We start from the raw sequence: 14,036 nt of genomic DNA on the forward strand, positions 1-14,036 counted from the left end.
GTGGATTGTATCAGCCTTACTCAATTAAATCTGTATCACTTTATACTGGCTAAACTCCTCACTATTGATTAAGCATTGCTGCAAACAAAGCGTCTTTTGTTTGTTATTAATGCGCAGCATGACTTTATCGTTAGATTGGAAGTGATAAGGAGGGACTATGATAGTAAATTCTGTTTGCAATTCTTTATCACCAGCGATCATAAAAGCTGGTACAAAGCATTGGCTACGGTGGTCTCTAATATCCAATCGCAGGGCACAAGCTGTCAATACATGACCAAATACCTGCCACTCTACTTCAATGTACCTATTTTCAAAATTGAGCCAGCGCACCATACCCATTGACCACTTCAATTTGCTACTATTATTTGGATGATGTAACAATAACAAACTCATCAGGCCTAGTGGTGGCGGAGCCTTATTAAGCTTATCAGTAGTATGAGTATCGACATCAGTTACGATAGTTTTATTTAAATGAGAAGATGGTTTTTCTACCCTTTCATCTATTGCTGTTTGAGGTTGTGTTAGGTCTTCTGTAGGCAATAAATGCAATGTTCTAAATTGCAATGTGGTATCTGCGTGATCAAAAGTCTCAACGTTAAGTGTGATGTTTACAGTGTCTTTTTTGGGCTGCGTATCATAGCGTGGCAATTGCTCAGTCGGTAACTCTGAGGCAGCAATTATGCTCATCAAGCTATGCGCACCTGCTACCTCATAATGAATGTTGTTAAAACCCCTAATGATAGTAGCGCGCTGCTTTGAATGATATTTGGTCGGCATTACCATTTGCCGCTCGACATAACGATGCTTAATCGCCATCAACATTTTATTAACTAGCTGATATTCAATCGCTGCATTATTACTATCAAGTAAGGCCTGCTTGCGCTGATGTAGATATGCTATCAATGGCTCAAGGTCGATAAACAAGCAACGATGATGCTCTTCATAAGGATTGATGGCTGAGTTGGCAGTAAGGTATTCAGGCGGGTTGTCACTTTGCAGATCCACAAAAATACGTGTCTCAGTCTGCGGCTCAATAGTAGCATGGACATGAGTTGACCATAAGGGTAGTAAACGTTGAGTTAACAACATATTGGGACGACGCATGGCACGGACATTCAATAAACTATGCAAGCAAATCTGTACATATAAGTCGTGAATACTAAGCGCATGATTTGTAACTACCTGCGTGCTTAGATTAGTGTGAGCTACATTTACCTCACAAGCTAAGTGATACAACTCATTGAATGCTGCCCATAGATATGGCCGTGGCTGTTGGTAGGATATATTTTGCTCATACAATAACTTTTGATAGGTTATTAGCGATTGATAAATAGTGGCCGCTAAAATGAGCGGTGAGGTTTTTGCTAAAGTTAGAAAACGTCTCCAACCATGTCCTGACGTTGTGCTTTGCTGGTCATTCAACGCTAAGCTCTTACGTTGTATAACATTGTCATAAGCCAAGATAGTCAAATAATATAACGATTCAACTTGAGCAATATATGCCAGCTGCTCGTTGTTGAATGCACCCAACTCATAGTTATAGTGTTTATGCAGTGAGGTAATTAAGCGATCCGAGGCACAGGAGACAATACTCAGAAGCTTAAGTCGCAGTTTATCATCTAAGTCTGCAACAGCCAGCTCAGTCAATATCTGCTCAAGCTGCATTGCCTGCTGAGCCTCAATCTGTGTTGGTAAGCTCGCTGCCCACTTAAGCAGTTGCTGCTCTTGTCCATTAACATAGTTATGCGAAGGCTGTTTTAGTGGTGCTTTATGTGATAAATAATTCTGAAAGTCTGACAGCGTTATCATAAGCCCTCTTTAGCAAAACATTTAAGTTCAGGTTAGCAGTTGACACATCCATTGTTTTCTTAGCACACCACAGAGCATTACTAATGTTTAGTAAAATATACTAACACAACTTACTATGTTGAATACCTTAACTGCCTTTGTAAATATCAATCGGTACTTTAAATGGTCTATTCGGCAATTCTTGTACCAGTTTGGGTACCAGATACCCAGGAAGTGCCGCTAATAATAACCAATATAAGCTAATAGCCGACCGCTCATCGTTATCAAAATGCGCAGCTCCCGCCACTTTATCTAACACATGCAAATAATAAGGCAAAACGCCCGCATCGAATAAACGCTGACTGAGCGCTGTTTGAGTCATTACGCTATCATTAATACCCTTTAATAAGACTGCTTGATTTAGTAGCACGACTCCAGCAACCCGCGCTCGCTGCAAATACTCAGCGGTATTGGTATCAATCTCATTAGCATGGTTGCAGTGAATAACCATGACAATGTTGCAACGACTTTGGCTAAGACGATCTAACAACGCATTGTCCAAGCGCTCAGGAATCACCAACGGTAAGCGCGTATGCAAACGAATAGTCGTCAGTTGCGGTATCGCCTCTAAAGTATCAAGCCATGCAAACAGCCGCCGATTAGAGACACTGAGTGGATCGCCGCCACTCAAGATTACCTCATTCACTTCGGGATGCTCGGCAATATATGATGTGATGGCCAAATGTTCAGCCGAGGTTGGCATATTAGCGTTATAATCGAAATGCTGACGAAAGCAATAACGACAATGAATTGCACAAGCGCCTGTGACTGTTAACAGCACCCTTGATTGGTACTTATGCAGCAACCCTTTGATTGGGTTTTGATCGTTTTCAGCCAACGGATCAGCGACGTAACCCGTCACCGTAATTTGTTCTTGCTTATCTGGCAAGACCTGTTTTAATAACGGATCATTGGCATCGCCAGCAGTCATCTTAGCAACGAAGGCACGCGGGACACGCAGATGAAAGTGCGCTGGGATATAAATCTGGGCTTTTAGCGTCTCAAGATTGAGTACGGTAAGCAACTCATCCACTGAAGTAATCGCTTCGGATAATTGTGTTTGCCAGTTTTTTTGTGTGATTAAATGGTTTATCATGACAACCTAATGCGTGTGCCTAAAAACCGACATTATACGCTGTAAGTCAGCGCGCTATCAAAGCATGCCTATCAAACATAATGGTTTATGCCTATCTACCTTTGCCATTAACAGACTTCGGCCAGTTATGATAGGTATTTAAGCACAGATATCATCATGTCAGGTTTGGTGGCGCACCGATAATTAATCATTAACTTAGTAGCAATCTATCAATATAATTACCGCAACCTTTAGGAGTCTCTTGTGGCAAGTTTTTCTACCAACGAATTTAAAGCCGGTTTAAAAGTCATGCTTGATGGCAATCCTTATGCCATTGTCGAAAATGAGTTTGTTAAGCCAGGTAAAGGTCAAGCCTTCAACCGTGTCAAAATGCGTAATCTGCGCAGTGGCAGAATGCTTGAGCAAACCTTTAAATCAGGTGACAGCTTAGAAGCTGCTGACGTGATAGATACTGAAATGAACTATCTGTATAACGACGGTGAATTTTGGCACTTTATGCATCCTGAAAGCTTTGAGCAGTTACAAGCGGACAAAACAGCGATAGGTAATGCAGCACAATGGTTAAAAGAAAATAGTAACGCACTATGTGTGATTACTTTATTCAATGGCGTGCCATTAACTATTACTCCGCCAAATTTCGTCGAATTACAGATTACTGAAACAGATCCTGGTGTACGCGGTGACACATCTGGCGGTGGTGGTAAGCCTGCCACTCTAGAAACTGGCGCAGTTGTGCGTGTACCACTATTTGTACAACAAGGCGAAATAGTCCGTGTCGATACGCGCACGAGTGACTATCAGACTCGTGTTGGCTAACAAAGTTAGACCTATAAAAAAGCTCAACCATCGTAACGATGGTTGAGCTTTTTTTGGTCTTCGTAATAACTATTTGTAATAACTGAAGGTCAAGATAATGCTTTAAGCCTACCGTCATTGGCTTGTTTTTTTGTGGCTTGTTGATGCATGAGCCAGTATTGTACCAGCGCATTAAGTTGCTCTTTTTTGAAAGGTTTGGTGCAGTAGTCTTGCATACCAACTTTCAGATACTTTTCGCGTTCACCATCCATTGCGTTTGCAGTCAGTGCAATAATAGGTGGTAACGACTTTGGATCATAAATCTCGTGCAGCTTAATCGTTGCTTGCATCCCATCCATAATCGGCATGTGATGATCCATTAGTATCACGTCAAAACGCTGCGGATGTGCTGAGAACTTATCGATAGCTTTTTGACCATCAGTGACATGCGTTACCTTGTGTCCGCTATCACATAGGGCTTTTTTAGCAATCATTGCATTAACGTTATCATCTTCAACTAGTAATATATGTCCCGAATACTGTGAGTCAGGCTCAACATCTATAGTATCCGAGAGCTGCCAATCATCATATTCTGTTTGATCTATAGTTGCTAGTGGCAACAATACTTTAAATGTAGTGCCTTCTCCCACTACACTGTTTGCCCAAATATGACCCCCCATCAAATTAACTAAAGATTTGCATACAGACAAGCCAAGACCCGTACCACCATATAAGCGATGGGTGGACTTGTCTGCTTGGTTATAAGCATCAAATATGGCATCCAATGATTCGGGCTTGATACCGACACCTGTATCTGTAACATCAATACAGACAGTCATGTCATGGCAGATTATCTTATCAGTTTTTAAACCTAGACTGCTGCATCCACCCTCACTACAATGCGGCGCATGGGTGACATTAATACTGACACGCCCACCTTCACGAGTGAACTTAATCGCATTATTAACAAGGTTTGCCAAAATCTGTTTAAGGCGTACCGGATCGCCCTGTATGTAAGGCGATAACTTCTCATTATAATTATAATCAAGTGTTAATCCGCGCTGACGAGCTCTAACTGCAAACAAACTCATAATCTCATCACATAGTACCGATAAATCCATGGGTACAGCATCAATAGTCATCTTACCCGACTCAACTTTCGATAAGTCTAAAATTCCATTGATAATCGCAAGTAAATGCTCAGTTGATACCTTTATATTATCTACATAATCTTTTTGCTCGGCATCTAGGTCAGTATCATCGAGCATCTCGACCATACCAATAATACCATTCATAGGTGTCCGTATCTCATGGCTCATATTGGCCAAAAATTCAGACTTCATTTTATTGGCATGTTTGGCACGATGTTGGTTTTTTTGTAGTTGTAACGCGTCTGCTGCCATATCAGCGAACTGCATTAGCAGTCTCGCCTTGTCGTCATTAAACTCATGATTGGGTTTGATATCGAATAAACAAAGTGAGCCCAAATGATAAGTCTTATTATCCTCTTTTAGAATGATAGGTGCACCGGCATAAAACCGTAGCTTAGGATCTTCTGTCACTAATGGATTATTAGCGAAACGTTTATCAAGCGACAAATCTGGCACGATAAAAACATTATCAGATAACACGGTATAATTACAGATTGCCACTCCACGCTTAGTCATGCACAAACTACCAAATCCATGCGGAGATTTTAGATACTGTACATGCTCGTCCATAAAAGTGATGGCAACCATAGGCACATCAAAAAATAGTTTCACAAGCTCAGTTAAGCGCGAAAATGCGGGCTCATTACAAGTATTAAGCACGTCGTATTCATGCAGCTTAGCAACACGCAAATGCTCATCTAATGCTAGCGGATAGGTATGAATCGACAAAGCTGTCTCCAAATTAATAGGAAGTAATGGGTTAAGCGTTAACTTGCTTGGTCAACATCTGTAACGCTTCACTGACCATAATCATTGCCACCACAGACGTTACAGCGACTGCAGAGCCATAGCCTCCGCATTGTAATCCGCCTGCCTGACAGCTTTTGTCTACACGCGGCGGTTCAGTTGAGTACACACATCTGATACCGAATTTATCTTTTAAGGCACTATTAATACCTTTCTCATGACGCAGTTTGTTACGTAGACGTGCTAACAATGGATCTTGATAACTGTCTTTTAAGTCACTGACTGTAATTTGAGATGGGTCTATCTTACCCCCTGCTCCACCTGCACAAACGAGTTTTAGTTTGTTAAAGCGGCAGTGTAGTGCAATAGCGAGCTTGGCACTCATATCATCGACACAGTCTAAAATGACAATAGGTCTATGCTCGGCAGCGGCAGTTTTTGCTTCATGGCGACTGGGTAATAATTCGACGACATTATCAACAGTTAAAAAATCATCTACCAAATGCAAAGTGAGTTTTGGGTTAATTTCATGCAACCGCGCACCCATCGCTGCTATTTTACTTTGACCAAAAGTACTATCGAGCGCAGGCAGCTGCCGATTGACATTGGAGGCTACCAATACATCTAAGTCGATTAAAGTAATGTTGCCTACTGCGGTACGCGCTAACGCTTCAGCAGCCCAAGAGCCAACGCCACCAACGCCAATAATGTAAACATGTGCAGCAGCAAAGATATCGAATGCAGCTGTACCATATAATGTCTGCGTCCCTTGAAAGCGCCGCTCGTATTGCTGGTCTACAGATGCTACGTTACTTACTGTATTAGTTGCTGCATTTAATGTGCCATGTTCTGAAGCCCCATCAGTAGTGTCCAGTTGTACATCGGTTTGCTTGGGTTGCGGTGGTTGATTCATAACGAATTAGAAGCTCTTGTGATTGGTGAGATCATAGTTAATAGTGTTTTATGCTTAATTTTGACTTATGCTTAATTGCATACTATGTGGGATAAGACCAAGAAGTTTGCAAAGCATTGCAACTATTTTGCCACAATTGATGGGCAAGCTCTGCTGGCTCTACGTTGAGCAATTCACTAAGACTCATCAGCACCCATGGTAAATTGGCGGGTATATTGTGGTTGTGTCCGTCAGCGCCTTGCCATTCATTATCTGGACTTTGTCCCGATGCTAAGCGACTGTCTGATTGGCTAGTTAGTTGATCGTCATCTGATGTCTGACACATGATCGGCGTCATATCAGGACAGTCGGTTTCAATGACCAAACATTCTAATCCGTAGCTATCAACGGCAGCTTTGATGGCGCGGCGCAGCTTTTTGGCGTTTTGGTTGGTAATTTGTCCAGTAACACCAAGCTTAAAGCCCAACTTAACAAACGCTTTCGCCTCTTGCTCACCGCCGCTAAAGCTGTGAGCAATACCGCCTAGCTTATGCGCATTGTAATCATGTGCTTTGATGATGGCCAACGCTTCGGCATGCGCTTTACGGATATGCAGCATCACAGGTAGCTTGTGCGTTACCGCTATATCTAGCTGCGCCTCAAAGAAGCGTTTCTGCTTGGCAAAAGCTTCAGGCTGTTTCATCGCATCGGTGTAGGTATCCAATCCTATTTCACCAATTGCCAGCGGGCGCTGTTCTTGGATCATCTGCGCCATACTAGTGAGATGCGCATCAGTATGCTGTTCGATATAAAAAGGATGTAGACCAAGCGCAATATGCGCTTTAGGGTATAAGTTTGCACAATTAGCTTTGTCCATGCTCTCAAACAAAGGCATTTGTTCGATTGCCTGCTGAGTCTCATACAGTCGAGGAAAATGTTGATGTAGATAACCGACCAACATTAAATGACGAACACCGTGCACATAAGCTTGCTGCGTCTGTGGTTGTCTATCGCTATCAAAGACTGGCGCATCAAAATGAGTATGGGTATCGATAAGAGGATAGACAGCAGGTAATGGGAAGTGGTTTGAAATTGAAGTTGGGTCTGTACGAGTCATAATCCGCCTTGATAATAAGTTCTTTATAGTCGGTTAATGAATGATTTATGAATGAGTAGTTAGTTGATTATGATGATAGAAAATTTTCGGTTTTTAAGTGATTAATAGCTTTGTATCAACACATTAATGCATTGATATAAAGCTATTAGGGCGTGTCCTCATTTTGATAACATAAAAGCGGTTTCTTAACGGTTTACTTTTTCTTACCGAATTCGTTATCTTGAGAGTCTTTAGCTTTAGAACCTTTAGATTGGTGCTTTTTAGTTTTTGAGTCGTCTGCTCTAGATTCCTCATTAGCATTGAGAGTTGCTTGCCAGCTGCTACGTCTTGGTAGCAATAGTAAGGCCGTTCCGACAATACCCAATGTCAGCCACTTTTTTTTATTCATCCACTTAACTCCCAATTACTGTCGCTGTTTTTACTATTGTCTCGCGTACGTTAAAAGCAAAGTTTAATGACAAATTCGGAAGTCTACCACTTAGCGCTTTAGCGGATAAGTAGTAATTCCTGTACTTGGACTATCGACCTTTGTAAACCCTTGCGTTGCAGGTTTTGGCTTTTGATCTCGCTTAGGTACAAGCGGGTTCAGTGGCATCAACTCATAGTCGGCATCAACCTTACCATCCCATCCTTCAGTGCCACTCAATGGCAGCTGCTTAATCGTACCGTTCTTATCTATAACCAATTGCAATACACGCATCTGATTAAATTTACGCTCCGTGACACTAGCGACTGCGCCACCATCGCGTAGGATAGTTGGTTGTAAGAATATAATTAAGTTACTCTTTTGGGTATTGTCACTATCAGATCGGAACAGTCGACCAATAATAGGTATGTTACCTAGACCAGGGACTCTTTGTTGACTGGTCGTCGTGTTATCACGCATCAAACCGCCAAGCGCAATAGTCTGTTGGTCGTCTGCTAAAATAGTAGTATTAATAAGGCTTTTATTAGTAGTTAACCCGCTGGCATTGCCGACGCTACTTGGTACCACTGAAGACACCTCTTGCGAAACTTCTAAACGTACCGTGCCGTTATCACCAATGTGGGGAATGACATTAAGATTAATACCGATATCTTGGCGCTCAATAGTCTGAAATGGGTTGTCAGAAGAGCTACCACTAGTGGTATAAGAGCCAGTCACAAAAGGTACGTTTTGACCGACTAAAATGCTGGCTTTTTCGTTGTCTAACGTCAAAATTGATGGCATGGATAATAAGTTAGCACTAGTAGAAGAGTCGAGTGCTTGCAAAATAGCCCCATAAAATTGCGTATTTCCATTGCGGTCTGTACTACTATCACCAATGCCAAGTAACGCCCCAGCGATAGAGCCAGCTGCAGAGCTGATACCTGATGCGCCGCCGGACAGCACTGCACCGGCAAGTGATGCTGCACTGACTCCAGCATTATTGAAGTTAACTACCCCATAGCCGCTGTTGGCATTGCCCAGTGCCCACTGCACCCCAAGCTGGGTCGCATCATCGCCTGAGACTTCAACGATAGCAGCTTGAATGAGGACTTGTGCACGGCGGTTATCCAGCTGATTGACAGCAGCTTCAATCTCAAACATCAGCTCTGGTGCAGCATTAACGATAATTGAGTTTTGAGTCTCATCAGCGATAATGCTGAACGGGCGGCCGCCAGTGCTTGTACCTGATCCACCTGAGCTAGTCGCAGATGCTGCCGATGAGTTATTACCACCCGTTAAACTGTTACCATTTGACGTATCACCAGTATTACTATTTAACGCACCACTCGTGCCTGTGCTACTAGCATCGTTGAGTGAGGCTGATTCCAAAGTTGAAGTTGCACCAGCACTATTAATAGACTGATTGGCAAGTAAGCCGCGTAGCATCTCTGCGATATGCCCGGCGCTCGCATACTTTAAGCGAAAGACTCGTAAACCGCTTAGCCGACGCGAGGGCGTAGTATCAAGCTGATTGACCATTTCTTGCACTTTAGCAATCATCTCAGGACTACCTTTAACCAGTAGCCTATCACTGGAAGTATCAGCAATAACTTTAAGCTGATTACCTCCTTGCGCCTGCCCTGCACCTGTACTTAAAACCAGTGCGCTAATGAGGTCCATCATACGCTCAGCATCTACATGACGCAGCGGTATGACCTGTAAACTATCATTAACATTATTATCTAAATCGCGAATGAGCGTGGTTAATTGGTTCAAACTATCAGCACGATCAGACAGTACCAGTGCGTTTACTCCAGGCACAGCAGCAGCATGTGCAGATTGTGGCATTAGTGGACGAATAACGCCCAATACCTCCGCTGCTTGCGTATTGGTCAAATAAATAACGCGAGTTGCTAGTGCTTCACCGACACTATCACCGCGCAAATCGACGGCAACACCGGACTGCTTAGCGACATTGTCAGGGACTAGTTTAATCGTCGTTCCTGAATCAATCGCTGCAATACCATTGACCTGCATCACACTCAAAAACAGCTGATAAATCTCATCACGAGATAAAGCTTTGTTGGAGATAACGGTCACATTGCCATTAATACGTGGATCAAGGACAAAGTTTTGGTCGGTAATCGTTGCCACTTCATTGATGAAAGCCTTGATATCCGCGTCTTGCAGATTCACCTTCCAGCTTTCGGCACTGGCAAACCCAAACGTTGCTGCCCATAGCGGCAGTGCTAAACACAATGGCCGACATATATACAGCAAACGCTGCAATGAATGGCGTAAAGGTGTTACTGAAAATTTATGAAAACTTATCATGGTCATAATTACCCATTGTGATATCACTCAGTCTAAACTGAAACGTTGCTAAGATAGCGCTAACAATATTGTCATTTGGTTGAAATAGTGGTGACTTGTTCAAACAGCTTTCATTTAAACACAATAATAGAGTCTAAAACTGCTGACGAATCGTAATCACTTGGTCCCCACGTTTTACTTCAATCTGAGCTTCACCTGACTGCTGAACTTGTTTTAATAAGCCAGCATCTTGCGTAGGATCACTGCCGATACTTTGACCATTCACCTTAAGCACTCGATCACCAGGCTCTAGTCCCAACCGATTACGTACGCCGGCTGGCATCGCAGCGGTGACTTGATAACCTTCTCCTGCAGCCATTACCCCCATACGACTCAAATAGCTGGCTGGACTGTCTTGTAATGCTGTAACGGCTTCATCAATAGCAGAGTTTGAGTTACCTGTATCATTGCTATCGGCAGCAGATCCATTAGCAGAATCAGCAACATCATCACTAGGTGTAGAGTTAGGTATCGGCATCGGTTGCGTTGATGGTAACGAATTATTAGTCGAGCTATTGTTATCTGGCAAACGCTGATTACTCACGTTCCCAGCAGCCATATCACTTTGATCAAGTGGCATTGAGTCCGCCATGCTAATGACAATTTGCTTGCTAGCAGCGTCAGTAATAATGACAGCATTCCAATCGACTGCAATAAGGGTATAGCCACTATCTTGTAAGCTTTCACCAATACGGTAATTTTTTACTTCACCATTTACATCTAATAATGCCGAAGATAAACTTTCTGGTATCGCTAACAGCACCCCTTTTAGAGCCACATTAGGCGGTGGCTGTACGGCAGCTGCAACGGGTTCAGGATCGGCGAAAATAGCAAACAAACTGCTATTATCAGCATTGGATGCTGCATTACTCTGCAATGACTGTATCTGCAATGCAGGTGCAGTAGGCGGCGCTAATATCAGCCATAGTAGACGTGCTGCTGTCCAAGCTAACCAACCAAGGGCCAATAATAACAGCCATGTCGAAAATCGATTCAGGTTATCTATCACTGGTTTTAGGCGTGCCGATACACTCATCATTTAACGCACCCCTAGGCCTGTCATTAACGGCTGGCGAACACTCACCACCGCTGTATCTTTCGGTGCTTGCCCCTCATACTCTGGCATATTCTCTAATAACCGCTGCGTCAAACTCACATCTAGCATATTATCGCCATCAAGATACAAGTCGCCTAAACGCTTATCTTGATTGTCCAATAGATTCATATGTAGCAGGTTTGTATCATTCTTTTGTTCTGTACTGAGTTCAGCGCGCATGGCTGGCATCGTGATATAAAACACTTTACCGCCACTTGGATAACCGACTTCACCGCCAACCCATGTCAGCTGACCATCTGCTTTTGTAAAGCCTATCGACTTTGGATCTGAACCTGACTTGCGTTGCAATGAAATCGCATTGACTTGAATAGGGGTATTGGGCAGCTGCCAATCGACCAATCCAGCGAGCGTTTCCGGCGCAATTTTGCCACTCATATCAGCAACCTGCCAAGCGTTACGCCCTACTTTGATTTGTCCATCAAGGCGCGTCTGACCGGTACTGATGTCGATATCAGCGCCTATTTTACCTAAGAACAATTGCCACGGCTGCCAAGACCAATCGGCTGAACCTGTCAACGGGATGGTCGCTACTGGCAATTGCCAAATGGCTGAGCCTTGCCATAAATTACCTGACACATGCTGCACATAAGGTGAATCCGGTGCGTATTTTTCAATTACCCACGCTGCTGGCATCTGTAACAATGCAAATAGAGTGAATAAAATGAATCCAACCAGCCACCACAGCTTACGAGGACGCTTATGAGACGAAGCAGATGCTTTGGGCACAGTTAGAGTACTCTTATTGGCAAGGTAAAAATGATATTATCATAACAAACAATCACCTATATATGACAGCAAAAAAACCAGTATCTTTATTTAAAGATACTGGCTCTTAAAATCTAATCAGACAATTGTATTATCACTTTAATATATAACTCTCTTTCAAAGAGCTGATAAAGTCAGTGCAATATAGAACGGCTATAGCAAAATATATCTTGCCCATAGTCATTATATAAACAAGCTACCATATTAGCTTGATTTTTATACAGCAAAATCTTCAAGATCACTACCTGCTGCTAGTGCATCAACTAACCACGTAGGCTTACGGCCACGGCCAGTCCATGTCTCTTGATTGTTATCAGTATTACGATATTTGATACTGCGTTTTTTCTCTAATTTTTCACCAGCCTTTAGAATCTCTTCGATGGTACTGTTGCTTTCTTCTGCAATTTTTTCGAACTGCATATAAGCATCATATAAACGCTGGTGTTGTTTTTTGGCGATAAGTTGTTGTGCATTTTCAGTAATGGCACGTAACTCATCTACGTTTAAATTGTCTAAATCAATGGTATTATTTTTATTCATAACAGCCTCGGTTTCAAAAATAGAAATAAGCTCAATAGGTCTTTTATAACTTCTCAAGCGCTGGATAGATATCTAGCAATACTGCTTTACCGCTGTTGATGTCTCTTTGAATATAGTAATTAAACCAGATTTAATGTAAATCCATTTAATCGATTCTATAATATGCGACACCTAATTAAACAGCTTTAGTAACCGTGCGAGATTAACATAATTTTTATCCTTAATGAATAATTAAATATTAATAATAGCATTTAAGTTTTTGAATAATAAAAGTCTATATTCATATTAAATAATATTAGCTTTCATAATCATCTATCAATAACTACGCATATTCTATTATCTTTTATAGACATAAGTTTGTTATAGAAATATGGTTAAACATCTAAATGACTCATTTTATAAACAGCAAAAACCAACTACTTTTTAATTCCCTAACGCATTTAAGGCTATAAAAACATTAGCCATAAAAAAGAGCCTATATTTGAAGGCTCTTTTTTATATTAAAGTCTAAGGTGTATAAGTTAAAAAGGAATATCATCATCTACCGGGCCATCTGGCATAGCCGTAGGTTTTGATTGTGCTGGCGTTTGAGTAGGCTGATTAAACTGATTTTGTTGAGCCGGTGCATTTTGATTATTGAAGCTATTCTGGTTGCTGCCTTGAGCTGCCGCACCGCCAGCTTGATTATAACCACCTTGCTGAGCTGGCTGATTGTTTGCTTGCTGACCAAAGTTGTTTTGATTACTTTGACCGCCTTGATTACCGTAACTGCCGCCTTGATTTTGATTTGAGCCTTGACCACCAAAGTTATTGCTATCTTGACCACCACTGCTCGTGCCATCGAGCATTTGCATTTGCTCAGCACGAATCTCAGTGATGTAACGATCTTGTCCGCTTTGATCTTGGTATTTACGGGTACGCAGACTACCTTCAATATAAACCTTACTGCCTTTACGAAGATACTGCGCGGCAATCTCTCCTAAGCGATTAAATAATGCAATACGATGCCATTCGGTCGCTTCTCTTTTTTCACCGCTTTGCTTATCTGTCCATTGCTCTGACGTCGCAACCGAGATATTGGTCACGCTACCGCCATTATTAAATTGACGTGCCTCAGGGTCTGCTCCAAGGTTACCGATAATGATAACTTTATTAACTCCGCGCATGGTACCGTCCTTTTACTTAT

Annotated in this window: 12 protein-coding genes; 1 reads left to right on the forward strand and 11 read right to left on the reverse strand. The window is 42.2% G+C overall.

Going from position 1 to position 14,036, the window contains the following annotated elements; genetic code table 11:
• Positions 1–24 precede the first annotated feature (24 nt).
• Both AK825_RS11190 and epmB read right to left on the reverse strand, forming a co-directional pair.
• Positions 25–1,809 carry a hypothetical protein gene (locus tag AK825_RS11190; RefSeq protein WP_068037388.1) on the reverse strand — a complete coding sequence of 595 codons (1,785 nt, stop codon included), beginning with the start codon at positions 1,807–1,809 and terminating at the stop codon, positions 25–27.
• A 127-nt stretch (positions 1,810–1,936) separates the two neighbouring features.
• On the reverse strand, positions 1,937–2,944 hold the full coding sequence (gene epmB / locus AK825_RS11195; RefSeq protein WP_068037390.1) for an EF-P beta-lysylation protein EpmB: 1,008 nt from the start codon (positions 2,942–2,944) through the stop codon (positions 1,937–1,939).
• A gap of 243 nt (positions 2,945–3,187) precedes the next feature.
• Between epmB and efp the strand changes: the two genes are divergently transcribed.
• Positions 3,188–3,760, forward strand: coding sequence for an elongation factor P (gene efp, locus AK825_RS11200; RefSeq protein ID WP_068037394.1), 573 nt, complete (start codon positions 3,188–3,190; stop codon positions 3,758–3,760).
• Positions 3,761–3,849: 89 nt separating this feature from the next.
• Here the strand turns inward: efp and AK825_RS11205 are convergent, their stop codons facing one another.
• The 9 genes from AK825_RS11205 to ssb form a co-directional block, all read right to left on the reverse strand.
• Complete coding sequence (locus AK825_RS11205) at positions 3,850–5,619, reverse strand: GAF domain-containing hybrid sensor histidine kinase/response regulator (protein ID WP_227514062.1); 1,770 nt, start codon at positions 5,617–5,619, stop codon at positions 3,850–3,852.
• A 31-nt stretch (positions 5,620–5,650) separates the two neighbouring features.
• Complete coding sequence (locus AK825_RS11210; protein WP_082785708.1) at positions 5,651–6,550, reverse strand: tRNA threonylcarbamoyladenosine dehydratase; 900 nt, start codon at positions 6,548–6,550, stop codon at positions 5,651–5,653.
• 82 nt (positions 6,551–6,632) lie between these two features.
• Complete coding sequence (locus AK825_RS11215; protein ID WP_068037399.1) at positions 6,633–7,646, reverse strand: TatD family hydrolase; 1,014 nt, start codon at positions 7,644–7,646, stop codon at positions 6,633–6,635.
• A gap of 193 nt (positions 7,647–7,839) precedes the next feature.
• Positions 7,840–8,034 (reverse strand): hypothetical protein, encoded by a 195-nt coding sequence (locus tag AK825_RS11220; protein WP_068037401.1) that lies wholly within the window; start codon positions 8,032–8,034, stop codon positions 7,840–7,842.
• Positions 8,035–8,124: 90 nt separating this feature from the next.
• Positions 8,125–10,395, reverse strand: coding sequence for a type II secretion system secretin GspD (gene gspD, locus AK825_RS11225; protein WP_227514063.1), 2,271 nt, complete (start codon positions 10,393–10,395; stop codon positions 8,125–8,127).
• Between the two features lie 127 nt (positions 10,396–10,522).
• The gene (locus AK825_RS11230) at positions 10,523–11,467 is read right to left on the reverse strand and encodes a type II secretion system protein N (protein ID WP_068037402.1); all 945 of its coding nucleotides are present in this window, start codon (positions 11,465–11,467) and stop codon (positions 10,523–10,525) included.
• Entirely contained in the window at positions 11,468–12,271 is an 804-nt protein-coding gene (gene gspN / locus AK825_RS11235; RefSeq protein ID WP_068037403.1) for a type II secretion system protein N, read from the reverse strand. It abuts the gene before it with no gap.
• A gap of 255 nt (positions 12,272–12,526) precedes the next feature.
• The gene (locus AK825_RS11240) at positions 12,527–12,850 is read right to left on the reverse strand and encodes an H-NS histone family protein (RefSeq protein ID WP_068037404.1); all 324 of its coding nucleotides are present in this window, start codon (positions 12,848–12,850) and stop codon (positions 12,527–12,529) included.
• A gap of 521 nt (positions 12,851–13,371) precedes the next feature.
• Complete coding sequence (gene ssb, locus AK825_RS11245) at positions 13,372–14,016, reverse strand: single-stranded DNA-binding protein (RefSeq protein WP_068037407.1); 645 nt, start codon at positions 14,014–14,016, stop codon at positions 13,372–13,374.
• Positions 14,017–14,036: the final 20 nt, after the last annotated feature.

Source organism: Psychrobacter sp. P11G5 (assembly GCF_001593305.1).
Lineage (GTDB): Bacteria > Pseudomonadota > Gammaproteobacteria > Pseudomonadales > Moraxellaceae > Psychrobacter.